This is a genomic window from Paenibacillus sp. MAHUQ-45, assembly GCF_058133325.1.
The window spans coordinates 35,762-60,479 of record NZ_JBYUPV010000003.1; the positions used below are offsets into that span (position 1 = coordinate 35,762).

Sequence of the window (24,718 nt, forward strand, 5' to 3'; positions counted from 1 at the left end):
CAGTAATGATAATCATTCTCATGAATGACTCTGAATAACTATATTACATCATTACACAGAGGGAAATGGATAGAAATGAGTTTATTTTGGGATTAAAGTGTGGCGCCATGTCTATGGATTAACAGTGACAGTCATCCCTTTTTTTGGATCGAGATTATTTTTCCACTGAATATTGATGGCATGTGAGTTGTAAAGATCTGAGCCGTCCGATACTTGGAAGTGCAGATGAGGCTCACTGGAATTGCCTGAGTTGCCGAGCAGTCCGATGACATCACCTGTTTTTACCTTGTCGCCGGGCTTTACGGTAGCAGAACCTTTTTTGAGATGGGCCAAATAGCTGTATTCGCCGCCGTGATCAATGACGACCACATTGCCTGCAGGATGCTTTTCGTTCATTACTCCAACTGGGACATTATCGGCGATATCATTTACAACGGAGACAACTGTGCCGTCGGCAGGGGCTAGCACATTTTGTCCAAAAGCATAATAGCTCTCATTCTTCAGCGGATCACCTTTGAAGGAGTAATGGTTAACTGCTCGGATAATGTCATAGGCGTAACGTTGAGCGGCAAAGGAGTAGTGGGCATTCTCCATTTCATTGTTCCCTCCCCAGAAGATATACCAGTCTCCGCGCAGGGGCAACTCATAGGCGATCTTGGTTTTGATCTTGTCAGTATCAGGATGAGTCTCCAAGTGGGTGATGGCCATCTGAAAGATGGTCCCGTTTGGATCGAAAAGGGCCGTAATTCCTTTGTCTCCGGCATCGCTTTTCCAGAAACGTTGATCTCCGCCATTCAGAAGGCTAACGGAGCCGGGAGTGAAGGACTTAACGCCTGCTATGAAGGAGGCGGACATCTCGCTGAATTCTTTTTCCGTAACATCTTCTTTAAAAGAGTCGCTGAAACGCTGGTAGATACCGCTGAAATTACCTTTCAACATTTCCTGTGCCAGCGCCTCGGGTTGAACCTTGGATGTGGCTGTGTTTCCCGGCTGCTGCGTTGCAGAAGTGTTGGTACTCGCCGTTGCCTGTGGCTGACCTGTTGCACCTGTTTTTCCCTTATTCTCCACTGCTTTTTCTCCTCCACAAGCGGTGAGCAGAACGGCTAACGCTGCTGTTCCCACTATCAATTTGGTGTACCCAATCGTTCGCCTGCCATATCTCTTGTGCTTTCTGTTCATTCTGTTCATTCTGTTCATTCTGTTCATTCCTGTTCCTCCTTGCATGATGCTTGCCATCCTCACTTCATTATTGTAGCGGCTTAACTTTTCGCCATATGAAACGGAGCATTAGCAGTACCTTAACTTTTAACAGCTTGTGCAGCGAAGAATTAAGATTTTGTTAAGGTTGGGGTCATCACTTCTATAGAAGGAATTCATGTTAAGATGGGGAAGACAAGAAGTGTGGGGGAGGACCCAGAATGAAAGATGCTTCCATTCTGCTCGTGGATGATGAGGATTCCATTATAGAGCTGATGAAGACCGTATTGCGCAAGGAAGGATATACCCATGTTGATTCCGTCGGAAGCGGGGAAGAGGCGATTGCCGCTTGTTCAACTACTACCTATGATTTGATTGTACTGGATGTGATGCTGCCGGGACGAAGCGGGCTTGACATCTGTCCGTTTCTGAGACAAACGACGAATGCACCGATTCTGTTCCTGTCCGCCCGCGTATCCGATTTTGACAAGCTGACCGGCTTTGCCGTTGGGGGCGATGATTACATTACGAAACCGTTCAACCCGCTGGAATTGGTCGCGAGAATCAGGTCGCAATTACGCCGTTATTTGGAGAAAACAGCCACAAGCGGTGCAGGGATAGATCCCGGCAAGGACAGCAAAAGCCAGGCGGCCAACGTTTATGATTTCGGAAGATTTCAAGTCGATGAAGTCGCCGGTGAGCTGAGGGTAGAAGGGCGAACGGTTGCCTGCCCTGCGCTAGTGTTTCAACTGCTGCTGTTTATGTGCAAGCATCCTAACCGTCTGTTTACCAAAACAGAGCTGTACGAAAGTGTATGGGGTGAGGAGGCTTTTTGCGATGACAATACGGTTATGGTTCATATCCACCGAATCAGAGAGCGTATTGAGCGGGAGCCATCGAATCCGGTTTATCTGGTGAATGTAAGAGGAATGGGATACAAGCTCGTACAGGAGAACCAGAGGAGATCACTGTAGACATGAACATCAAGCGACAATTAACATTGCGTTTTGTCCTGCATTCCGTCATTGCGGGTTTGGTCGTGCTCTTGATCGCCGCTTGTACTCTATGGTGGGTTATGCAGCGCATGAATGATGTTAAACTGCAGAACAATTTTTACTCCGTAGGACTGGAGCGTCTCGTGGAATCTTCCCAATTTGGAGAGGATGGTGTGATCTTCGATCCCGAGCTGCTGGAGCAGGTGAAGAAGAATCACGGATGGCTACAAAGCCTCAACGAAGTGGGTGAGGTCGAGCAATCCTACAATACACCAAGCGATGTTCCCAAGCAATATGCGCCGGGAGAGTTGATTGCTTACTGGCAAGGGCAAAAGGAGTTTCCTTATGGACTGTATTTGTGGATTCAGGAGAAAAACGGTGTTCTCTACACATTGCTGTACGGTGTTCCTAAGACCTTGGAGCCTCTGCTGAAAAGCATCACGGAAAGTAATCCGCGCTATTCGGATGGAAGGTTGTTGCTCCCGGAAGGCATAGCCGACCGTATGTATGCCAAAAAAGGATACGTGCAGCTAATTAACAACTCGGGTGCTGAAGTGGCCTCCTTTAACCGCCCTTTATCGGTCCCGGACCATTATAATGTTCAAGAATTGGCGCTGCGAACAGAGTATGGGGACCGATATGGTTATGATGTTTCATCTGCTTATGATGAAGAGACAAGTTTGACTTGGGTGATCGGATTACCTCTTAACGCCAACATTTATTCGGCACAAGAGTTTTTTGTCTCGGCAGAAACCCGAATCACCTGGAGTGGGGTAGGAATTATGCTTACCGCAACCCTGCTCATCTTTGCCCTGCTTTCCTTTCTAAATGCCCACCGATTTGGCAGCCCCATGCTGCATATGCTGGCCTGGCTGGATTCGCTCGGCAAATCATCCTTTAAAGAACCTGCGAACCGGAAAGGACAGCCACGTAGTCGGATGAAGTCAGGTAAATGGAGAAGGCGCTATCGCGTGTTCGGAGATGTGATGCTCTCCATCGACAAACTGTCGGACAGCCTGCAGCGCGAGCAGGAGAACCGCCGGCAGATGGAGATTTTGCGTGAGGAATGGATCAGTGGAATTACCCATGATTTGAAGACCCCGCTGTCCTCTATCAAAGGGTATGCCCATTTGCTAGCAGAAGAAGAATATGAATGGTCAGCCAGTGAAGTACGCAAATTCTCTGCAATCATGCTGGAGAAATCCGCACATATCGATACATTGATCAGTGATCTGGCGATCTCCTATCGGATCCGAAGCGGTATCACGCCACCGCTGGCCGAAGAGATGGAACTGAACGGCTGGCTGGCTAATGCGCTGGATCAAGCAGCAGCCAATCCTGCCTACGGAGAGGGGAGGATCATCTACCAAGGTGTAACCAATGAGATCAGAGTTCATCTGTATACGCCTTGGCTAGAGCGGGTTGTCAATAATTTGACAGCCAATGCCTTGCTTCACAACTCTCCCGAGACCAAACTTACAGTTACTCTTACCGGTAGCACCGGTAAGGGAGTGATGATTCATTTCAGCGACAATGGACAGGGGATGGATCAGCGAACGGTCAGCAATTTATTCGAGCGTTACTACCGTGGCGGTAATACCAGTGCCTCAACCGATGGGTCCGGGCTGGGACTGGCCGTCTCCAAAGGACTCATTGAGGCGATGGGCGGCCGGATTGTTGTGAAATCGAGCCTTGGCAAAGGAACGTCTATTTGGTTAATCTGGGATCAAAACAGTCAGAATGGTTGATTCATCGCTTGAACCTGCGGAACCTGTTCCGCAGGTTTTTTTTATTTGAGAGGATTAATTGTTAGAGAATGGTTTCATTCACATCTCTTGATTAACTGATTGTAGGAACAATCAGATATAAGTTAAGCTTGTTGACACATATGTAGACCAAAGGTAGAATTATAATGTTAATACTTGGTAATTTTAAAAAGATGAAAAATGAGGGTACTAGGTAATGTACTTTTTGTTAATTTTAACAACCATTTTAATTATTTTTTTTGTTTTTTATAGTACTAATTATGTGAAGGTTAACTATCAACCTCTTAACTTGGGTATACCTACCCCTATAAAAGTAGTACATATAACAGATCTTCATGGTAAGACCTCATTTATTAATGGTAGTTTATCAAAAACCATTAATTCTCTAAACCCTGATATGGTTTTAATCACTGGAGATCTTGTTTCAAAGCAAAAATCATTAAAAAAAGTAATATCAGAATTGAAAAAAATTAACCAAGATGTTCGCTATTTTGTCCCCGGAAATTATGAGAGAGAGACCCTAATGAGTTTAGGAAGGAAAAGGAATTTATCGAATGAGGAATATCGCGATAATTGTAATCTTATTGGCAGTGTGGCAACCTACTTGGAAAATTCGGGGGATATAATTAGAGTCAAAGATACTTCCATATCCATTTATGGATTAGATAATTCAATCTATGGTCTCGAAAAGCTGGAGAATAAACATCAACAGAACCACCATGCAGACTTGCAATTTGTTTTAGCTCATTCACCCAACATAATCAATGTAATTCACAAAAATAAAGTTTCATACGACCTATTACTTACTGGACATACACATGGTGGACAATTACGTTTATTCAATAAAACAATAGGGGGATATAGACATTTTCATGTAGGTATAAAAAAGATTGACGATTCTTATTTTTATATTTCAAGGGGAATCGGAACTGTTAAAATACCAATTCGATTTAATTGCCCGCCGGAGATTACTTCTTTTTACATCTATTAAATTATCTAGAGCAAATTAATGGAGATTTATCATGAATCTAACTCACAAATTGAATCAAATCAGATCCGCGAGCCAATCAACCACGAAGCAAAAGGTGTTTGCAATAATCAAAGCAATGATTATCGGAGTTCTTTTGGGTCTAGGGGCAAAACTCGTGGATACACCGAATTTCAACCCCATCTTTGACAATATTGGTGGACGACTTGGCATCTGGGTGTTTGTGGCCACACTGTTGTCGGTGTTCAGTTCTTCGCCCAAATTAGCCGCTGTAAAAATATTTGCTTTTTTTGGATCGATGCTTGCCGTGTATTATGTGTATACAGTGCTTGTGCTGCATTTTTTCCCGCGAAAAGAAATTATTTTTTGGGGGATATGCGCGCTGGTGTCTCCTGTTTGTGCCTATTTAATGTGGTATGCGCGTGGAAAGGGGATGTTACCTACTCTTATTTCGGCGTTTCCAATCACAGCCTTGCTGACAGAAGGGTTCGAATTGCGTCACGCCTTCTTGCCTATTCACACTCATTACTATTTAATTCCATACCTTATGGGGATCTATCTAATCATGATCCTTATTTTGCTATTTAACATTCCGAAAAAGAAAATGCAATTTATGTATATACTTCCGATAGCTCTTATACTGTCAATTATTACGATCTATTTTAATATCTTTGGCCTGATTTTTGGTGGAATGAACGGGTTTTTATAGGATTTTGAACCTTAAACAGGGCTTCTCACTATGTTAAAAAGAGGGCCTTTTTTGTTGTGAAAGGGTAAAATGATGACGGTTTTTGTCTTCATTTTATTTTACAAACTGCATATATAGATTTCACAATTGTCCATTATTCTAGGAGAGTACTAGACAGGCAAGGAGGCACAGGATCAGAAATACAGTGTGTTTTATCAAAATTGGTATCGATACCAATTTGTGTTCAATGCGTTGTAGTTGAGGATTAGCAGGGGATTAGAAGGCAATTTCAAGTCAAATTGGTATCGATACCAATTTGAAAGTGGAGGTTCGGATGAGTTGGTATTTTAAAAGTTTGGGAACAAGGAAGATAATAGAGTTTATCATTTTTGCGCTGTTTATTTTCTTTTTTCTCGGTCCGCTTATCAATCTGGCAGTACTGGCGTTTTCAGGTGAATGGCGGTATCCGGCGGCGCTCCCGCAAAGCTGGTCATTTACTTGGTGGAAATTTGTACTGACCCAGCCTGAGATTCTGAAGTCGATTGGCTTATCTTTTCTGATCGCTATTGTTGTAACGATCGTTTCGATCGCGGTTTGTGTTCCTGCGGCGTATGCCTTTGCCCGTATTAAGTTTCCGCTGAGTCGCTGGTTTCTATTTTCATTTCTGCTGACGAATGCTTTCCCGAAAATGGGCTTATACGTGGCGATCGCCGTGCTGTTCTTCAAAATCGGATTGATGAATACTTTTCTCGGAGTCGTGCTTATTCATGTCATTAACACCTTGATGTACATGACCTGGATTCCCGCCGCTTCATTTAAAAGTGTTCATAAAGCCCAGGAAGAAGCAGCACGTGATGCAGGGGCCAGTCCTTTCCGAGTGTTCTGGAATGTGACACTGCCGATGGCATTGCCAGGAATTATCGTGGCTTCGATCTTTACGTTCTTGTCTTCGCTGGATGAAGCACAGGGAACGTTCATGGTAGGAATGCCTGATTACAAAACAATGCCGCTCATTATGTACGGAGCTGTTCAAGACTATCCGGCTACTGCCGGTGCGGTCTTCTCAATTATATTAACCCTGCCGACGATTATTCTGCTGTTCGTCTCCCGGCGTTTTGTCAGCGCAGATGTGATGTCCAGCGGGTTCACCATGAAATAACAAGGAGGACGGGTAATGACTGCACCAATTCAATTATCGATCCAAAAATTATCGAAGCGATACAAAACAGGCGACGGGGTCACCGAGATATCGCTGGATATCGCACACGGAGAGCTTGTCACGCTGCTGGGACCTTCCGGTTGCGGTAAAACAACGGTACTGCGCTCTGTGGGTGGCTTCCTTGAACCCGACTCTGGCGATATCCAAATTGCCGGTAAAAGTGTACTGCACTTGCCCCCTGAGAAGCGTCCCACGGCGATGGTGTTTCAAGGCTATAACCTGTGGCCGCATATGAACGTCTATGAGAACCTGGCTTTTGGTCTCAAAATACGCAAACAAAGTAAAGAACAAATTCGTGAAGCGGTAGATCGGGCGCTGCAACTAGTGCGGCTGCCAGGTGCTGAGAAGAAACGCCCTACTGAATTATCGGGTGGACAGCAGCAGCGGGTGGCTGTAGCCCGTGCGTTACTGTTGGAACCGGCGGTATTGTTACTGGACGAGCCTTTCTCAGCACTTGATGCCAAATTGCGCGGTGAATTGCGCGAGGAACTGCGTGAGATTCAGTCGTCCACCAAGCTGACGATGATGTTCGTAACCCATGATCAGGAAGAAGCCCTTTCGCTATCTGACCGCATCATCGTAATGAACAAAGGGAATATCGAGCAGTCGGCATCCCCACAAGAAATTTATGATACTCCCCGATCGTTATTTGTTGCTAATTTTATCGGTCGTATGAACATGCTGGAGGGGACAGGAGAGCATGATAGTGTCCATTTAAAAAATCTCCAGTTATCCAATCCTGATCATCTTCTTGGCGATGTAGTCGTTGCTATTCGTCCTGAGGATGTGAAATGGAAAGATGCATCCTTGCCAGGTCTTGCCGCAACGGTCAAACAGGTTATGATTCTGGGACATTACGCAGAAATTACTCTACTCACTGAAGCAGGCGTTGTACGTATGTTCCTGCCCCGGGAAGAATCCACCGAGCTATCCAGTGGGCAATCGGTCTCCCTTTCGTTTACCAAACATGCAGTTTATTCAAAATCATCCCTATAACACAACCATTTGAGGAGGATTTACAACATGAACAACTATGGCGGAATGAAACACAAGGGAAAAACTTTGCTGGCTACTTCACTTGCAACAGTAGTACTACTGGCAGGATGCTCGTCCGGTACAGGCGGAAACAGCAGTAATAACAGTGCTGCGGCCAAGGACAATGCACCAGCGAGCAGCAGCAAACCGACCGAAATCTCGTTCTACTTCAGCGGATCACAGAATGTTCAGGAACTGTGGGAGCATTTGAAGGAAATGTATGAGAAAGAGCAAGATAAAGTGAAAGTGAAGCTGGTCTATATTCCTTCTGGACAAGGCGAACAAGCAACGATGAACCGGATTGTAGCCGCCAAGCGTGCTGGCAAAGATACTGTTGACGTTGATTTGTATGAAGCCAATGGTGGTGCCGATCTGGCTGCAGACAAGAAGGATGGCGTATTCCAGGAGCTGGGTGAGGCACAGATTCCAAATATTAAGTTAATGAATCCGCAAAATATGCTAGATACAGGCAACAAAGCCGTTCCTTATCGTTCTTCGTCGGTCATCCTTGCCTACAACAGTGAGAAAGTGCCGACACCTCCAAAAACGCTGGATGAATTGTACGCATGGATTCACGAGCACCCAGGAAAGTTCGCCTACAACGATCCAGCCACTGGTGGTTCCGGGGGATCTTTCGTAATTACTACCTTGTACAAGTCCCTGCCTGAAGATGCGATTCATAACCAGGATCCAAGCATTATGCAACAGTGGGATAAAGGCTTTGAACAGCTCAAAGCACTGGGTAAAGACATGTACCAGCACGGCGTGTATCCAAAGAAAAACCAAGGTACGCTGGACTTGCTGGCGAACGGCGAGGTGGATATGATTCCAGCTTGGTCAGATATGGCACTTGAGCAAATCAACAAAAAGCTGCTGCCGGCGACAACCAAGGTGGCACAAATTGATCCTGCGTTTACAGGTGGCCCTGGATTGCTGGCTGTACCGAGCATGTCCGAGCATAAAGAAGCCGCTTATGACTTCATAAACTTCGTATTAAGTCCTGAAGCACAAGGTGAAGTAGTTAATAAAATTTACGGTTTCCCAGGTATTGAATGGTCCCATATGCCGGCTGAATTGCAGAAGAAATTCGAAGGCGTGTCGGTCAATTACCGTTCCTTTAACTTGGGTGAGCTGGAAGGCGAAGCGATGAAACGCTGGCAGAGAGAAGTAGCAGGCCAATGAGCGGACAGAGTCTAAGTCCATCCTTGGAAAGGGGAACACCACAGAAGAAGACCTTGTTCAGTCGCGGAGCGAAAAGCTCCGCACTGGGCTTAGGGTTAGTGCTTCCCTCCTTTTTGTTGCTGTTATTCATGATCGTCGTACCAATCTTTACTTCCATTCAAGAAAGCTTAACAGGGAGTAACGGATTTACCTGGGATAACTATAAGTTTTTGTTCACAGATATTGCGATGCGCAGAAATATTATTTTTACGCTTCAATTGACGGCGGTTTCTTCGATCATGGTGCTGGTCATCGCTTATATGCTGGCCGTATTTCTTAGATTCAGTTCGGGACGTGTAGTGAAATGGATTCAGAGCTTGTACTACATTCCGATGTTCATTCCTTCCGTTATCGCAACGTATGGGATTATGAATCTATATGGGAATCACGGTTGGTTAGCTCGTATATTGATGTTATTTACGGATGCTCCGTTTGCTAGAATCATTTTCGATTCCAAAGGACTTATATTGGCGAATCTATGGTTCAATATTCCGTTTGCTACGATGCTGCTGAGTTCGGCTCTATCGGGTATCCCTAATGCTGTCATCGAAAGTGCTAAGGATGTGGGAGCAGGTAAAATACAAGTATTCTTCCGCATTATCTTTCCGTTATCCTTCAAATCGATGCTGGTTGCGGCAACATTCGTCGTCATGGGCATTATTGGTAGCTTCACAGCACCGTTCCTGATCGGTCCGAATGCACCGCAAGTGCTCGGTGTGGCGATGCAACAACAATTCTCGGTGTACTTTGAGACGGGAATTGCCAGTGCATGTGCTGTATTTATGTTTGGCATCTGTTCCTTGGTCGGTTATTTCTACATTCGCAACATGATGAAGGAAGAAATGTAAGGAGGGGGTAGAGGGATGAGAGATTTACTGATTGTTGAAGGTCAGTTAACTCCTCTGAGCTCCAAAACGCATATCACGTACCAATTCTATTTGCCGGAAGGTATCGATAGTCTAGCTATTGATTTTAAATATAGTCCTAAAATCCTGGAGGATAAGGACTTGTCACAAGAGCTGATTACAGAAGCGATTCACAAATATGTTGATCCAACGCTTCAGCAGGTGTATGCGGAGCAGTGGGAAAGATTCTTTCCACTGCAAAATCTGCTTACGTTGTCGATTGATGACCCCGAAGGCTTTCGTGGTTCAGCCCATCGACATCCCCCTGTGCAGCAGCATGTCTTGTCACAGGAGACAAGTTCACCTGGATTTTTTGCCGGAAAAATCGGGCCAGGCGTATGGAAAGTAACCATTAGTGTGCACTGTGTCGTTACACCGGAGTGCCGTTATCAATTGCATATACGGGAAGGAGCGGTAGATCATGAAGTGGCTTCCCTTTGAACTGCATACGCATACCCCACATAGTGATGGCACTCATACACTGCTTGAGATGTGCCGAAAAGCGAAGGAGATGGGCTATAGCGGAATCGCGCTAACAGATCACAATACAACATCAGGGATGGTCGATGCCGCTGCTGTAACCGCAGAGACCGGAATCATCATTGTCCCTGGCCTGGAATGGACCACCTTCTACGGTCATATGCTGACGCTTGGTATTCCTTATAGTGAATGGCGCGACTTAGGTCCCGGAGATATTCATAAGGGCATTGAACGCGTGCATAATCAAGGTGGCATTGTCGGGATTGCCCACCCATTCAGCTTGGGTAGTCCGATTTGTACAGGTTGTCACTGGGAATATGAGATCAAGGATTGGAATGAGATCGATTATATGGAAGTGTGGCATGAGACGTTGCCACCGATGCGGAACCATAATGCACCGGCCTTTGAACAATGGACACAGCTGTTGAATCAAGGCTACCGGATCTCGGGTACCGCGGGGCGGGATTGGCATGTTTCTACGGAAAGTGATGATCCTCCTGCATACACTTACCTAGGGGTACCAGAAGAAGGTGAGGTAGGTAAGGAGCAAGTGGTTGAGGCGATCCGCTCTGGTCGCATTTGCGTAAGCATGGGTCCACGCTTGGAGCTTCATATCAAGGCTGGGGAACAGCAATATAGCATAGGCGATGTGATTCCTGCACTTCATGGCAAGGGAGAAGAAGTGGAGCTTTCGGTCTCTATCCATTCCTCCATGCAGGAGAATACCTTGCTCAGCGCGGGTCAGCCGTTGATGCTGATTGTTGAGTCGAACTTGGGTGAGCTAACGCGCAGCGGATTTTCGGAAGACTTAACTGAATTTCACTATACAATGACTACAGAAGGGCTTCTTTGGCTGCGAGTGCGTCTACGCGGGATGCTAGGCGGTGCACTCTCCACGGTAGCTTTTACCAACCCGATCTACTTTGATGAGAGGAGCGAAGGACATGAGTAATCCATTAATTATTGCGCATACCGGTTGTGAAGGCACACCGTACAATACATTAGAGTCAAGCCTGGCGGGAAGAGCAGCTGGTGCCGAGGTGCTGGAGGTGGATGTGAGAGCGACGAAGGACGGCGTATGCGTATTGTTCCATGACGACCATACTGCCTTCTCTGAACTTACATTTGTGGAGATAATCGCGCAGAATCCATTGCAACTGTCAGAGGGCAGCAAGCTCGAACAATTAGAAACGGTCTTGCTTGAATTCAAAGGCCAGCCCGTTTCATTCAACCTGGATATCAAGAACGACGAAGCGGTAGCTCCAACTCTGGCCTTACTTGAGAAGCTGGAGATGTGGGAACAAATTTATTTTACAGGTGCCACTAATACGATTACAAATTCTTCATATCGTGCTAGAGTTATGTGGAATACTCCGGAAACGTTGAGAGCTATGAACGATTCCGAGTACGACGCCACAGCACAAGAAATGTGCAGTATGGCCAAACAAGCGGGTTATTCGGGTGTGAATGTGGATTATCCTTCGTGTCGTCCAGTTCTGGTACAGTATGCTCATGAGCAAGGTCTGCGGGTATGGATCTATACTTTGCAGGATCAATCTTTGTTTGCTGCTTATGAAGATATGAAGGTCGATGCGATATCGACTATTGATGTGTCTGCGGTTGTGTCTGCGCGGGCCCGAAGGCATTCAACTGCTCCCTCCCAAATTTGATCGAAACGGGGACAGCAAGGTATGGATGTGAAAATTAAAGATGTGGCGCGTTTAGCAGGGGTATCGGTGACGAGTGTGTCCCGAGTATTAAATAAAGGCGACCATGTAAGCGAGAAGCTTGAAAAGAAAGTGCGGCAGGCAATCGAGGAGCTGAATTACTCGCCGAGCTTGATCGCCAAGAGTCTAAAGCGAAATAAGACTAACCTGATCGGGGTCATCATCCCTGATATCACCTCTAACTTTCAGGCAACCATACTCAGCACCATTGAAGAGATAGCAGGCCGCAAGGGCTACAATCTGCTAGTCTGCAACATTGTTGAAGATACGGATAAAGTAGTGAAGTATTTGAACATTTTTCAAGAGATGCGTGTCGATGGCATTGTACTTATGCATGAAAAAATAAATGAAGATATCGAGCTGTTTCTGGAGAAAACACAAATTCCACTCGTAGTCCATTTCGATCTGGATATGAACTTGTCCAAGGTCTTCATCGATGACTTTCAGGCGGCTTATGATGCGACAACTTATCTGATTCGTGAGGGTCACCGGAGAATAGCGATGATCGCGGGCGATATGCGGGACTTGTGTGCAGGCAGAAAGCGTTATGAAGGGTACTGCGCTGCTTGTGAGGAGCATGGGATTGCAGTAGATTCGTCGATTATACGGTTTGGCGACTATAAGCTGGACACCGGATATTGGTTAATGAATGACCTGCTGACAGAAGAGGGGGGATCGTTCTCCGCAGTATTTGCTGCGAGTGATGACATGGCGGTAGGGGCGATCAATTGTATTCAGGATCATCAGCTCCATGTGCCTGGCGATATTTCTATTATTGGCTTTGATGGAAGCGTTATTGCAGATGTGGTTAGGCCCAAGCTAACAACGATTCAACAGCCTGTGGACCAGATTGGTCAGGTCACCATTGATTTGTTAATGGAGCTTATTGAGCAGAGGGAAAGCTCGCAAAGGCCGCAGACAATGAAGGCGATTGTGCTGGGGCATGAGTTGGTGGAGAAGGGCAGTTGTCGCAGCCTGCAGGAGACGAAGGCTCTTTGAGATCGAAGAAGGCGGGCTTTATGGAAAAACAACAGATTAAACGGTTAACATTGTTCGGACTCACAGGACCTATTTTTCTGGAACAATTTTTAAATACGATTATATTAAATATTGATACCTTGATGCTCAGCAAATATTCAGATCATGCGGTAGCTGCCGTAGGGGTAGCCAATCAGATTCTGGTCGTGGCGCATTTCTTGTTTGGATTTGTCACGGTGGGTCTCAGCGTACTGATCTCCCAATTACTTGGTGCCGGCAAAGAGAAAGAAGCAGTCAAAGTAGCTTCCGTCTCTATTGGTTTGAATATGATTCTAGGTGTAGTTGTGAGCCTAGGCTTGGTTATCTTCGCTAAACCCATGCTAATCTTGATGAAACTGCCGCCGGAGTTGATGGAGGAGGGGTATACCTTCCTGACTACAATCGGCACATTTATGTTCACAGCTGCTTTCATCAGCACCGCGGATACGATACTACGGATGCATGGTTTTGTGAAGCAGATGCTGGTACTGTCTTTTACGATCGTTCTACTCAATATCCTCGGAAATTACCTGTTCTTGTATGGACCTTTTGGGATTCCGGTGCTGGGCGTACACGGGGTTGCGATTGCCACGAATGCCAGTCGGATCATAGGTGTGGGCATCGCGTTAGTGATGCTTATCAAGATTTTACCGTTTCCGCTGTCTGTTCGAGATATGGTACGCATGCCTTGGAATTATGTAAAAGAATTGATCACCATTGGCATTCCCTCTGCGGGTGAGAGCATTTCCTATAACGCTTCGCAGGTGTTTATAACGTATTTTGTGGCGATGTTAGGCACATCGGCCTTAACCACCAAAATATACACGCAGAACATTACAATGTTCGTATTCTTATTCTCGATTTCAATAGGTCAAGCCACCTCGATAATGGTAGGACGAATGATTGGCGCCAAACAGCATGATGACGCCTATCGGGTCGGGTATAGAAATTTACGGATCGGGTTGTTGATCACGTTTGGCGTAGGCTGCGTATTAGTCCTATTCTCAAAACAGCTGCTAAGTTTGTTTACTGCTGATCCGGAAGTCATCCATCTGGGGCAGATGCTGATGCTTCTATCCCTGATCCTCGAAGCAGCCAGAGCCTGCAATGTGATTGTCATAGGAGCGCTGAATGCAGCAGGTGATGTGAAGTTCCCGGCTTATGTCGGGGTGATTTCGATGTGGGGCATCAGCATTCCGCTAGCGTATTTGTTCGGTATTGTATGGCAAATGGGCATACCAGGGATATGGCTTGCCTTCATTGTAGATGAATGGCTGAGGGGAATACTGATGATTATGCGCTGGCGTTCGCGGAAGTGGCAGCATATACGGATAGGGATTGTTAACGGTGAAAAGGAGCACTTCAACGTGGGTTGAGTGCTCCTTTTTCTTTTCGACGAAAAATTCACCTGAAGCACAACGTTGCTTGACTGCTTTTGATGCAAATTCCGTTACCTATGATCTTTGGGCACGGGACCACAATAATACAGGCACGAGCAGCAGGGCGAGAATTCCCCCGGCTAGTGAAAGGGTACCATAGCTGGAGTGAGCTACCACCATTCCGGATAAGGCTCCGCCAGAGGCACCAGCCAGTGCGATTAAGACATCCACAGATCCTTGAACTTTAGCACGATTGGCTGGTGTTGTAGCATCGACTACGAATGCTGTTCCGCTAATCAGGCCGAAGTTCCAACCCAGTCCAAGCAAGGCTAGGGCAATAATCAGTAAGGTCATAGACTGAGCAGGTGCGATGGCTGCCAAGATTCCGGCTAGAAGCAAGGTCACACCTGAGGCAATCGCCATGGCTCTGCGACCAATTCTATCTACTAACAGGCCTGTTACGAGCGAAGGCAGATACATAGCTCCCACATGAATACCAATCACAAGTCCTACCTGACTTAACCCATGCCCATGATGTTTCATATGTACAGGCGTCATGGTCATAATCGCAACCATCACAATTTGCGTTAGAATCATGATGGTTGCCCCAATAGCGATTCCTTGTCTTTTTACGGTTGGAGCACTCAGCTTGTCGTGAGCTTGTTGCAGCTTGTTTATACTCTGATGCTCTGCGATGGCTTTGGCTACCAATAGAGGATCAGGACGCAGGAATATTAAAAATACTAATCCGGCTACAATATAAGCTGCGGCGGCAAGAATGAACGGACCAGCTAGTGCAGGGACGCCCAGCATCGTAGCAAACCTGCCCATAGGTGAAACCAGGTTGGGACCTGCGACCGCACCAAATGTGGTAGCGACCATGGCTATACTTACCGCTGTTGCCCGATTCTTGGAATCAGCCAAATCAGTTCCTGCATAACGAGCCTGCAAGTTCGTTGCTGTCCCGGCACCATAAATGAATAAAGAAATAAAGAGTAGTGGAAGATTAGTCGTTAGAGCGGCAAGCACAACGCCAATAGCACCCAGTCCGCCGGTCAAGAAACCTCCAGCAAGTCCGAGGCGCCGTCCAAAGCGTTGAGAGAGTCTGCCAACAATCCAAGCCGCAGCGGCAGAACCGAAGGTAAAGAGCGCTGTAGGGACACCTGTGAAGCTATCTGCACCGAGCATTTCCTGAGCCAGCAGCGCTCCAACCGTGATCCCGGCAGCAAGACCCGCACCTCCGAACATTTGTGATAGCACTACAACGAACAACGACCTTCGATATAATCGTTGCTGCTCTTCCGGAGAATGAACATATTGTTGCAGTCTGGAAGGGTTTCCTTCTGTCGATGCTTTAGCATCTATTTCTGAATTCATAGTAACGTTTTCCCCCTGAATCTGATGGAATAGAGAATCAATATTATCAACAATTCAATTAAGTAATTGAATTAAGATCATTATAGGAGCAGTGCTTTTTGTTGTCAATTCATTTTCCTCTATTTTCATCCTTCATTATGGTTTAAAATCGCTATAGAACTATGCGGGACAAAACATACTAAGGTAGTTGGGGTGACCATGGATATTGAAAAGCAACGTTTGAGCATACAAGCAGCGAGACTCTATTATCAATCCGATTATAGCCAGCAGCAGATTGCCGCCCAAATGGGCTTATCCCGCCCGACCGTCTCCAGACTGCTGCAATATGCCAAGGATCAGGGCTACGTGAATATCACGATCATTGATCCTAGTGAGGATCTGGACCTGCTCGCCAGCGATTTGAAACGAAAATATGGACTGGATACCGTTATCTTATGTAATTCGCCTACTAATGAGGCAGAAGAAATTAAGAAGCATATCAGTAAAAAAGCGGCAGACTATATCCACGAGACCGTGCAGGACGGCGATATTATCGGCGTGACCTGGGGCACCACGATGCATGCTGTAGCGCTTCAATTGCAATCCAAGCCTGTAAAGGGTGTGGAAGTTGTTCAATTGAAGGGCGGTGTGAGCCACTCCCAGGTCAACAATTATGCAGCGGAGATTGTTAATCTATTTGCGGAAGCTTTTCAGACCATCGCGCGCTATTTGCCGTTGCCTGTGATTTTTGACAGTGTTGCGGTGAAGACCATGGTAGAAGAGGACCGGCATATTCGGCGAATTATTGAGCTTGGCCGGCAAGCCAATATTGCTGCCTTTACAGTGGGAACGGTTGAGGAGGATACGCTGCTATTCCGCCTAGGGTATTTTAATAAGGAAGAGCAGGAATTGCTGCGCCGTACAGGAGCGGGTGATATTTGCTCACGCTTTTTTGATAAGGATGGGATGATTTGCAGTGAGGAGTTGAACAACCGTACGGTGGGTATTGATCTTGCTGAATTAGGCAGAAAAGAGAAGTCTATTCTCGTCGCTGGCGGTCAGCGTAAAACCGAAGCGATCCGCGCTGCGCTCACTGGCAGATATGCTAATATTCTGATAACAGATCAGTTCACCGCACAAGCGTTATTACGCTAAAGGTACGTTCGTTTTTTTAGCAAAAGGAGAAACAGGCTATACTTGATATGAACGTGAAGAGTAGCTTGTGAACGTAATTTCATACGTGTGTTTACAAGTGTTCAAGTGCGTGATATGGTAGCATAGACTCAAGAATTGTTCACGGGAAAGGTGATGGCGTAAATGTTGAATTTAGCAGGAATGATCGATCATACGCTGCTGCGTGCAGACGCAACTAAAGCGGAGATTTCCAAGTTGATAGAGGAAGCCAAGAAATATGAATTTGCATCCGTATGCGTGAACCCGACATGGGTAGGCTATGCTGCTGAACAGCTGGCTGGCACTAAAGTCAAAGTCTGTACCGTAATCGGATTCCCTTTGGGAGCAAGCACTAGCGCTACTAAGGCTTTTGAAGCTCAAGATGCGATTGCTAATGGTGCTACTGAAGTGGATATGGTCATTAATATCGGTGCACTTAAAGATGGCGACCATGCCTATGTAGAGCAGGACATCAAAGCTGTAGTGGATGCGGCAGCTGGCAAAGCCATTGTAAAAGTCATTATTGAAACCAGTTTGCTGACGAATGAAGAAAAGGTGATCGCTTCTCAATTGTCCGTCAAGGCGGGCGCAGATTTCGTGAAGACATCGACTGGTTTCTCGACCGGTGGGGCTACTGTAGAGGATGTTGCGTTGATGCGCAAGACTGTAGGCGAGAACGTTGGCGTTAAGGCATCCGGTGGTGTTCGTAATCTGCAGGACATGCAGAACATGATCGAAGCGGGCGCTTCTAGAATCGGAGCCAGCTCCGGCGTGAAAATCATGGAAGGCGAGCAGTCTAACTCTTCCTATTAATCTGTTATTATCTCAGGTCTGTTCCTTCAAGGGACAGGCCTTCTCAGGAGGGAATCATGATGAAAGAACAGCTGATCAAGGAAGCCATAGAAGCACGCAATGCTGCTTATGTACCCTATTCTAATTTTCCAGTCGGAGCCGCGATCCTTACGGGGGGCAAGAAGATTTACAAGGGCTGCAATATTGAGAATGCGTCATTTGGACTGACCAATTGTGCTGAACGTACAGCGATCTTCAAAGCAGTCTCCGAAGGAGAGCATGTCATTGAAGCCATTGCTGTCGTGGCGGATACTGAAGGTCCAGTGTCGCCGTGCGGCGCCTGTCGTCAAGTATTGGCCGAATTCTGCGATGAGAATACTAAAATTTATTTGACCAATTTACATGGAAATACCGAGGAATGGACGATGGCCAAGCTTTTGCCGGGTGCCTTCCAAGCGGATGATATGAGTAAATAGAGAAGGGGTCTTCACCAATGAAGCCATTTAAACGAATCCACCTAATTGTTATGGACTCTGTAGGAATAGGAGAAGCACCTGACGCTGCTGAGTTTGATGATTATGATGTAGATACACTGGGACATATTGCCCGCGCACGCGGGGGGCTGAACATGCCGAATCTCGCAGCGCTCGGTTTATCCAACATCGAAGAAATTCAGGGTGTACCTGCTGCCCATCAGCCATTGGCTTATTATACGAAGATGCAGGAAGCATCACGCGGCAAGGATACGATGACCGGACACTGGGAAATCATGGGCCTGTACATTGATACACCTTTCCGCGTCTTTGAACATGGCTTCCCGGAAGCGCTGATCACACAGATCGAGCAAAAGACCGGACGCAAGGTGATCGGTAACAAGCCGGCCAGCGGAACAGAAATTATCGACGAGCTTGGTGAAGAGCATGTGAAGACAGGGGCGCTGATCGTATACACCTCTGCGGATTCCGTGCTGCAAATCGCGGCTCACGAGGATGTTGTGCCATTGAAAGAGCTGTATGAGATTTGTGAATATTGCCGGGAAATTACACTCGAAGATCCTTATATGCTAGGTAGAATTATTGCCAGACCGTTCGTTGGTGAGGTGGGTCACTTCAAACGTACCGCGAACCGTCATGATTATGCGCTGAAGCCATTCAGCCCAACAGTGATGAATGCTTTGAAGGAAGCTGATTATGATGTTATCGCCTTGGGGAAAATATCGGATATTTACGATGGTGAAGGTGTTACACAGAGTATCCGTACGGTGTCCAATTCGGACGGGATGGATAAAATCATCGCCACACTGGATGAACCTTTCCATGGACTCAGCTTCTTAAATCTGGTAGACTTTGATGCGTTGTACGGCCACCGCCGGGACCCGCAGGGCTATGCTGATGCTCTGGAGGATTTCGATACCAGACTGCCTGAAGTGTTGTCCAAAATGACCAGCGACGATCTTCTGATCATCACCGCGGATCACGGAAATGATCCAACGTACCGTGGAACGGATCACACTCGTGAGTATGTGCCACTTCTGGCCTATTCGCCGCGTTTTGCGGCAGGTGGACAAGCCTTGCCAGTTCGGAAGACCTTCGCAGATATCGGTGCAACCGTAGCTGAGAACTTTAATGTTACCATGCCGGAGTATGGTACGAGCTTTTTAGCGGATCTGAAATAATTAACCAGCCTAAAGGAGAATTAACCATGAGTGTTCATATTGGAGCCCAAGCGGGCGAGATTGCCGAAACGGTACTATTGCCAGGAGACCCGCTTCGCGCAAAGTTTATCGCTGAGACCTATCTAGAGGATGTGACCTGCTATAACCAGGTCCGCGGTATGCTCGGATTTACCGGAACTTATAAAGGCCAAAGGATTTCTGTACAAGGTACAGGAATGGGTGTGCCTTCGATCAGTATCTATGTTAATGAATTGATCCGCGAGTATGGCGTGAAGAACCTCGTTCGTGTCGGCACCTGTGGTGCGATGCAGGAGAGTGTTCGTGTTCGCGAGGTTATTCTCGCTCAAGCTTCCTGTACGGATTCCAGTGTGAACCGTCACGTATTCGGGGGCTATGATTTCTCGCCGATCGCTAATTTCCACATGCTCAAGTCTGCCTATGAGCGCGGTACTGCTAAAGGTCTGAAAATGCATGTTGGTAACGTCTTCTGCTCGGATACGTTCTATCGTGATGACAAAGCCATTGTGCAAAAGCTGATGGATCACGGTGTGCTGGGTGTAGAGATGGAGAGCACTGCACTTTACACATTGGCGGCAAAATATGGCGTAAACGCCCTTACGATTCTGACTGTAAGCGACCACCTGTTGACCGGTGAAGAAACAACCTCGGAAGAACGTCAAAGCACGTTCAACGACATGATGGAAGTAGCGCTGGATACAGTTCATTCCCTGTAATACCTATAACGTAAGCAAAGACATCCTTGTACCGGAAACGGTCGGCAAGGATGTCTTTTTTTATAAGTGAGTAACGGAATTCTGCAGGGGCTGAGGATGCAGTAAGCTCTTTATTCATTTCTTTTCATAAAATATGTTCACTACTCATGGAGCCTTTATTGTGGAGGGCAATCGCTGCAAATTTCTCTACAAGCGGCTCGACATGCTCCTGCTGTCTTGTACACATGACTATAGTGTTCTTCAAAATCACACCCGTTACATTTACTTTGGCAAGTTTTCCATGGGTGATATAGGAGTTGGCGACTAGTAATGAAATGAAACTCGCTCCATAACCGGCACTAACCGCATGAATGGACCCGCTCATTCCAGTGAATTGCAGTTCAATATTAGGAGGTGGGAGGTGGTGCTCCTCACATAACTGTGTGAGCCGCTCCCTCGCTACACTACCTGCCTCCCGCATGATGAAGGGCTCAGCCATCATGTCGCGCAGCGAAATTACCTGATTGGCATACTTATGCTCTGGTGACACCACGAACAAGAACTCATCAGCATACAATTCAGTCCAGTGGAGTCCTTGCGTAGCCGGCAGAGGCATATCGCCAAGACCGTAGATCGCAACGTCTGCTTCAAAATCCATTAATTTCTCAAGCGCTTCCCGGGAAGTAGTGGTGCTGATATGAACCTCCACCTCCGGATATTTCTTCTTGAACAAAGCGGCCATGGAGGGAATCAGGATGCTGGTAGAGAGGTAATTGCCGGCAATACGCAGCTTACCCTTGGGATGCTTGTGATGATCCTCGATGCGCAGCTGCACTTGTTCTTCAAGTGCAAATAGCTTTTGAAGGGGCTCGATCAGCTGCTCTCCAAGCGGTGTAAGTACAAGCTGCCTGCCTTTAGTGACGAATAAGACGATATTATGCTCCTTCTCGAACTTGTGAATTTGGGCCGAAATAGCAGGCTGACTGATATTCAGCATCTGTGAAGCCCGAGTTACACTGCCTGTAGTGGCTACGGTGTAGAACAGCCTCAAGATATGAAGATTTAACATAGAGTACGCTGCACCTCTTTATAAACTGAAGTTATATATTATAGATATTATATAATTTTAATCTATAGATATACATAGTATACTCCAGTTACATTCACAGCGAAGGAGATATACAACATGATTGAGACTACATTGTATTTGACAAGACACGGTCAGACAGAGTGGAATTTACAGGGACGGATGCAGGGCCATCAGGATTCTCCGCTAACCGCTACAGGAAAGCAGCAGGCCGAATGGCTTCAGGAGCGGCTGGAGAACGTGTCATTCGAGGCGATCTACAGCAGCACTAGTCCAAGAGCGATGAGCACGGCCCATCTTATTCAGGGTGACAAACCTGGGGAATTGCTTACCAAAGCTGAGTTAAGAGAGATAAACATGGGACACTGGGAAGGACAGTTCATTGAAGATATCCGGGAGCAAGACGGTGAACAGTTTCATAATTTCTGGGAAGCTCCCCACCTGTATCAGCCATCCGGCAAAGGAGAGACCTACGATGCACTGCTGGAACGGGTGATTCCTGCTGTGGAGGAGATCATGAGCAAGCATGCCGGAGGTAATGTACTTCTTGTGACGCACCGTATTACCTTGAAGGTTATTATGGGGCACTATCTGGGACGAGAGCTACAGGAGCTAAAAAAGCTGCCCGACATTCTGTCGACCAGCCTTAGCAAAATCGTATGGCGCAATGGTAGCGCACACGTAGAACTCTATGGTGATACCTCGCATTACAAAGAAGAATAGGGAATGGGGATCTGGGGTCTTTTCAAAGCAGAGGAATTATTCCCAGTAAGGTGTCCCGGTAAACAGGAAGGACTCTTCACGGATATAGTGTCTGAATTCTCTTTGTGCCAGCTTGCCAATATGATCGGGGAGCCATTCCATAACGTCAGGCAGTCCAAGCCAGAAATTCATCGTTTCAAGCTGTGTGGCTACGAAGAAGCCTTCCAATAGTGTGATGTGATCCTGAGGCAGTGGAAAGTGCTGCGCATAGGCCGCAATCATTGACTGTCTGAACGCCGGATGAATATAAGAGAACGCCCAGCCGAGATCGCCCAGGAAATATCCAAACCCACATGCTCCGAAGTCGATCGGGCAGGCCTCTCCGTTGTTGAAGATAAAATTACTGGGGATCAGGTCGGCATGAATCACACCCCAGCTGTCCCTATTTCTGTCTAGGCAATCGTTCATCAGGATTGCTTTGTTGCCGGCTTCAATCAATACAGCCGAGTCTGCTGGATCGAGTGTACCATTTGCCGCCAAGGCTTTGATTTTTTCCAGAGCTTGTGAAATACGATTTTGGTCAAAAGATGGACGGGTGAATGAGGCGGGAACGTCCCAGGCTGCCGACTGCTTATGCAGCTTGCCAATCATATCCCCAACCAGCTCAGCATCTTCCACGGTCGGGACAAACGGCTTTTGTTCGCCTTCTACCCAACTGATTAATGTACAACTGACACCATTTACATTGGTTATGAACTGCCCCTGTTTATTTCTGTATGGTTTTGGAGTGATGATATCTGTTCCTTCTGCTAAAGCCTCCAGCCATACCATTTCAGAAGCAATCACAGCCGTATCTGACCAGATGTTCTCCATAGTGGCACTATTAGACTGGTGAAATCGCAGACTATAGTTATTTTTATGAATATCAGTAACCTTATAAATCAAATTTGCACTTTGACCAACAAGCTGTACGGAATCCACCTGAATCTTATATTGCTGTAGTGCTGAAGCGGCTTTACCTAAGATTTGCTCCAAAATCATGCCCCCATCAATAAATTATTATTTGTTCCATTGTATCAAGGCAGGATAGGGGATGTTGAGGGAAAAATTGGTTATAAGTGAATTATGCCAGGTTGAAAAATTGTTTTAATCATTAGCCAGACAATATAAAATTACCGCCTGCTGCAGAAACAATAGATTCTTCTTGAATTCGTATCCGACGAAATAGCTAGAGGAAAGTACATCTTCGCTCAGCTCTTCATTTCTACGGCTTCCAGATCAGTATGAAAAGTATAATTCAGGGAGGCTTCACACAGTTCATTGCCGCCAGTACAAACATGATAGAAAGTAAGATTCATAATCTTGGCTATGGAGGCCCACGATCTGGAGATGTTCGTCGCGGGGCCTACGAAGGTATAGACCAAATCTCGATAATTCTCTCTTAAGTTCTTGATAGAATACAAGTCGGCCAAAATCTCGCAAGGATGGTTATCCGCCGTCATAGCATTGATGACTGGAATTGAGGCGTGTGCCTAGGTATTGAATGACGTCCGATAATGCTTCCGGTCGATCCAGGGTTTCAGGAGGAAAAAGCAGGCTTTGGCCACCGAGCCTATGTATACCTTTTTCAAAGGTAATTCGAGTGCGCAGGCTGGTTTCCGGAAAAAACAAAGCAAAGGTTTTGCCATGCAACGGAAGTCCAGGCTGTTCCAGCCGCAGTTGATCGGTCAATGTAAAAATATCGTTGATTTGCTCTGATGTCAGGCTTTCAAGGTCAAGTAGATGCACCACATGCACCGCCTCTCGGTAATTAATAATCCCTGCTATAGCCATTGCCGCTGAACTCAGGAGCAATATACAAACAGGCAAGCCAAGGGAATAAACCCTGACGGCTAATAAGATCATTCCTGAGTAAAGCGTATGTACCTACGATCGAAGAATCTTTTTGCAGCGTCAAATAAAATCTCGGCAGATTCTGATCACGCTGACAGGAGTGCTTCATGCAATAATAATAAAATGGTTAATTAGTCTCGCTTCTCCATTCATAAACTATTGTACTTCCGCGCATGCCCAAGCAAGAGGCGAATGAACTACATATGTTGTGGTGTATTCAATTATAAGGGTCTATGACGAAGGAGGAAAAAATAATGAGTGACAAAGTCGCAGGAGCAGCGTGGGGCCACCATCATCACCCTCACGTGGGTTTTACATCGACAACTGCTATTCTTGTTCTGTATATCTTGCTGGTCATTATTCTTAGTGCAGGCATTTTCTAAATGATACTTTATTTTGGAAAAGAACGTAAGTATTTCAGTAATGACCTCTGAATGATAGGGGTCATTTTTTTTCATTGATAAGATCCATATATTTAATTTAATTTTTATTTATTTTTTCTCATTCACCCAAGCGGAAAGGTCAGATATGCCATATTCTAAGCTGTACTCACAAATAAAGGAGGAATAACAAATGGGTGAAGTTGCTGGAGTTGGCGGATACGGTGGTTTTACTTCTACAACAGCGATTCTTGTCTTGTTTATCTTGCTGGTCATCATCTCTAAAGCATTCGTTATCTAATTCTTTCTCATCATAAGTTTGCGCTCATG

General features: G+C 46.3%; 27 protein-coding genes. 21 read left to right on the forward strand and 6 right to left on the reverse strand.

Annotated elements, in window-relative coordinates:
• Positions 1-111: 111 nt before the first annotated feature.
• A complete protein-coding gene (locus AC3Y23_RS07395; protein ID WP_379197251.1) occupies positions 112-1,206 on the reverse strand; it encodes a M23 family metallopeptidase in 1,095 nt (364 codons plus the stop codon).
• Positions 1,207-1,418: 212 nt separating this feature from the next.
• On the opposite strand from AC3Y23_RS07395, the gene AC3Y23_RS07400 reads away from it, so the two are divergent.
• The 13 genes from AC3Y23_RS07400 (at position 1,419) to AC3Y23_RS07460 (ending at position 14,614) form a co-directional block, all read left to right on the forward strand.
• Positions 1,419-2,171 carry a response regulator transcription factor gene (locus AC3Y23_RS07400; RefSeq protein WP_379197253.1) on the forward strand — a complete coding sequence of 251 codons (753 nt, stop codon included), beginning with the start codon at positions 1,419-1,421 and terminating at the stop codon, positions 2,169-2,171.
• A 2-nt stretch (positions 2,172-2,173) separates the two neighbouring features.
• A complete protein-coding gene (locus AC3Y23_RS07405; RefSeq protein ID WP_379197255.1) occupies positions 2,174-3,940 on the forward strand; it encodes a sensor histidine kinase in 1,767 nt (588 codons plus the stop codon).
• A gap of 307 nt (positions 3,941-4,247) precedes the next feature.
• Positions 4,248-4,949, forward strand: coding sequence for a metallophosphoesterase (locus AC3Y23_RS07410; RefSeq protein WP_379197256.1), 702 nt, complete (start codon positions 4,248-4,250; stop codon positions 4,947-4,949).
• 31 nt (positions 4,950-4,980) lie between these two features.
• Positions 4,981-5,655: a hypothetical protein gene (locus AC3Y23_RS07415; protein ID WP_379197257.1), complete on the forward strand. Its 675-nt coding sequence runs from the start codon at positions 4,981-4,983 to the stop codon at positions 5,653-5,655.
• A 313-nt stretch (positions 5,656-5,968) separates the two neighbouring features.
• A complete protein-coding gene (locus AC3Y23_RS07420; protein ID WP_379197259.1) occupies positions 5,969-6,793 on the forward strand; it encodes an ABC transporter permease in 825 nt (274 codons plus the stop codon).
• A 15-nt stretch (positions 6,794-6,808) separates the two neighbouring features.
• The gene (locus AC3Y23_RS07425) at positions 6,809-7,849 is read left to right on the forward strand and encodes an ABC transporter ATP-binding protein (RefSeq protein ID WP_379197260.1); all 1,041 of its coding nucleotides are present in this window, start codon (positions 6,809-6,811) and stop codon (positions 7,847-7,849) included.
• 27 nt (positions 7,850-7,876) lie between these two features.
• On the forward strand, positions 7,877-9,070 hold the full coding sequence (locus tag AC3Y23_RS07430) for an extracellular solute-binding protein (protein WP_379197262.1): 1,194 nt from the start codon (positions 7,877-7,879) through the stop codon (positions 9,068-9,070).
• Positions 9,067-9,957 (forward strand): ABC transporter permease, encoded by an 891-nt coding sequence (locus AC3Y23_RS07435; RefSeq protein ID WP_379197264.1) that lies wholly within the window; start codon positions 9,067-9,069, stop codon positions 9,955-9,957. The genes AC3Y23_RS07430 and AC3Y23_RS07435 overlap by 4 nt, the downstream gene beginning before the upstream one ends.
• A gap of 15 nt (positions 9,958-9,972) precedes the next feature.
• Positions 9,973-10,455 carry a hypothetical protein gene (locus AC3Y23_RS07440; protein WP_379197266.1) on the forward strand — a complete coding sequence of 161 codons (483 nt, stop codon included), beginning with the start codon at positions 9,973-9,975 and terminating at the stop codon, positions 10,453-10,455.
• Complete coding sequence (locus AC3Y23_RS07445) at positions 10,436-11,446, forward strand: CehA/McbA family metallohydrolase (RefSeq protein WP_379197268.1); 1,011 nt, start codon at positions 10,436-10,438, stop codon at positions 11,444-11,446. The genes AC3Y23_RS07440 and AC3Y23_RS07445 overlap by 20 nt, the downstream gene beginning before the upstream one ends.
• On the forward strand, positions 11,439-12,164 hold the full coding sequence (locus AC3Y23_RS07450; RefSeq protein ID WP_379197270.1) for a glycerophosphodiester phosphodiesterase: 726 nt from the start codon (positions 11,439-11,441) through the stop codon (positions 12,162-12,164). The genes AC3Y23_RS07445 and AC3Y23_RS07450 overlap by 8 nt, the downstream gene beginning before the upstream one ends.
• A 21-nt stretch (positions 12,165-12,185) precedes the next feature.
• On the forward strand, positions 12,186-13,220 hold the full coding sequence (locus tag AC3Y23_RS07455) for a LacI family DNA-binding transcriptional regulator (RefSeq protein WP_379197272.1): 1,035 nt from the start codon (positions 12,186-12,188) through the stop codon (positions 13,218-13,220).
• A 20-nt stretch (positions 13,221-13,240) separates the two neighbouring features.
• Complete coding sequence (locus AC3Y23_RS07460; RefSeq protein ID WP_379197274.1) at positions 13,241-14,614, forward strand: MATE family efflux transporter; 1,374 nt, start codon at positions 13,241-13,243, stop codon at positions 14,612-14,614.
• Positions 14,615-14,692: 78 nt separating this feature from the next.
• Here AC3Y23_RS07460 and AC3Y23_RS07465 read toward each other — a convergent pair whose 3' ends face one another.
• Positions 14,693-15,994, reverse strand: coding sequence for an MFS transporter (locus AC3Y23_RS07465; RefSeq protein ID WP_379197276.1), 1,302 nt, complete (start codon positions 15,992-15,994; stop codon positions 14,693-14,695).
• Positions 15,995-16,192: 198 nt separating this feature from the next.
• On the opposite strand from AC3Y23_RS07465, the gene deoR reads away from it, so the two are divergent.
• The 5 genes from deoR to deoD all read left to right on the forward strand — a co-directional run bounded on the left by deoR (position 16,193) and on the right by deoD (position 20,347).
• Positions 16,193-17,128, forward strand: a complete 936-nt coding sequence (gene deoR / locus AC3Y23_RS07470) for a DNA-binding transcriptional repressor DeoR (protein WP_379197278.1) — start codon at positions 16,193-16,195, stop codon at positions 17,126-17,128.
• A gap of 165 nt (positions 17,129-17,293) precedes the next feature.
• Positions 17,294-17,959 (forward strand): deoxyribose-phosphate aldolase, encoded by a 666-nt coding sequence (deoC, locus tag AC3Y23_RS07475; protein WP_379198536.1) that lies wholly within the window; start codon positions 17,294-17,296, stop codon positions 17,957-17,959.
• A gap of 59 nt (positions 17,960-18,018) precedes the next feature.
• The gene (locus tag AC3Y23_RS07480; RefSeq protein WP_379198538.1) at positions 18,019-18,414 is read left to right on the forward strand and encodes a cytidine deaminase; all 396 of its coding nucleotides are present in this window, start codon (positions 18,019-18,021) and stop codon (positions 18,412-18,414) included.
• Positions 18,415-18,431: 17 nt separating this feature from the next.
• Positions 18,432-19,613: a phosphopentomutase gene (deoB, locus tag AC3Y23_RS07485; protein WP_379197280.1), complete on the forward strand. Its 1,182-nt coding sequence runs from the start codon at positions 18,432-18,434 to the stop codon at positions 19,611-19,613.
• Between the two features lie 26 nt (positions 19,614-19,639).
• Positions 19,640-20,347: a purine-nucleoside phosphorylase gene (gene deoD / locus AC3Y23_RS07490; RefSeq protein WP_379197282.1), complete on the forward strand. Its 708-nt coding sequence runs from the start codon at positions 19,640-19,642 to the stop codon at positions 20,345-20,347.
• 124 nt (positions 20,348-20,471) lie between these two features.
• Here deoD and AC3Y23_RS07495 read toward each other — a convergent pair whose 3' ends face one another.
• Complete coding sequence (locus AC3Y23_RS07495; protein WP_379197284.1) at positions 20,472-21,395, reverse strand: LysR family transcriptional regulator; 924 nt, start codon at positions 21,393-21,395, stop codon at positions 20,472-20,474.
• A 117-nt stretch (positions 21,396-21,512) separates the two neighbouring features.
• On the opposite strand from AC3Y23_RS07495, the gene AC3Y23_RS07500 reads away from it, so the two are divergent.
• Positions 21,513-22,136: a histidine phosphatase family protein gene (locus tag AC3Y23_RS07500; RefSeq protein ID WP_379197286.1), complete on the forward strand. Its 624-nt coding sequence runs from the start codon at positions 21,513-21,515 to the stop codon at positions 22,134-22,136.
• 36 nt (positions 22,137-22,172) lie between these two features.
• On the opposite strand, the gene AC3Y23_RS07505 is transcribed toward AC3Y23_RS07500, so the two are convergent.
• From AC3Y23_RS07505 to AC3Y23_RS07515, 3 genes are all read right to left on the reverse strand, one after another.
• The gene (locus AC3Y23_RS07505; RefSeq protein ID WP_379197288.1) at positions 22,173-23,150 is read right to left on the reverse strand and encodes a phosphotransferase enzyme family protein; all 978 of its coding nucleotides are present in this window, start codon (positions 23,148-23,150) and stop codon (positions 22,173-22,175) included.
• A 215-nt stretch (positions 23,151-23,365) separates the two neighbouring features.
• Positions 23,366-23,617, reverse strand: a complete 252-nt coding sequence (locus AC3Y23_RS07510; RefSeq protein ID WP_379197290.1) for a hypothetical protein — start codon at positions 23,615-23,617, stop codon at positions 23,366-23,368.
• A complete protein-coding gene (locus tag AC3Y23_RS07515) occupies positions 23,604-24,020 on the reverse strand; it encodes a hypothetical protein (RefSeq protein WP_379197292.1) in 417 nt (138 codons plus the stop codon). Before AC3Y23_RS07515 ends, AC3Y23_RS07510 begins: the two co-directional genes overlap by 14 nt.
• A gap of 242 nt (positions 24,021-24,262) precedes the next feature.
• Between AC3Y23_RS07515 and AC3Y23_RS07520 the strand changes: the two genes are divergently transcribed.
• Together AC3Y23_RS07520 and AC3Y23_RS07525 are read left to right on the forward strand one after the other, a co-directional pair.
• Positions 24,263-24,391 carry a YjcZ family sporulation protein gene (locus AC3Y23_RS07520; RefSeq protein ID WP_379197294.1) on the forward strand — a complete coding sequence of 43 codons (129 nt, stop codon included), beginning with the start codon at positions 24,263-24,265 and terminating at the stop codon, positions 24,389-24,391.
• Between the two features lie 190 nt (positions 24,392-24,581).
• Entirely contained in the window at positions 24,582-24,689 is a 108-nt protein-coding gene (locus tag AC3Y23_RS07525; protein ID WP_379197296.1) for a YjcZ family sporulation protein, read from the forward strand.
• Positions 24,690-24,718: the final 29 nt, after the last annotated feature.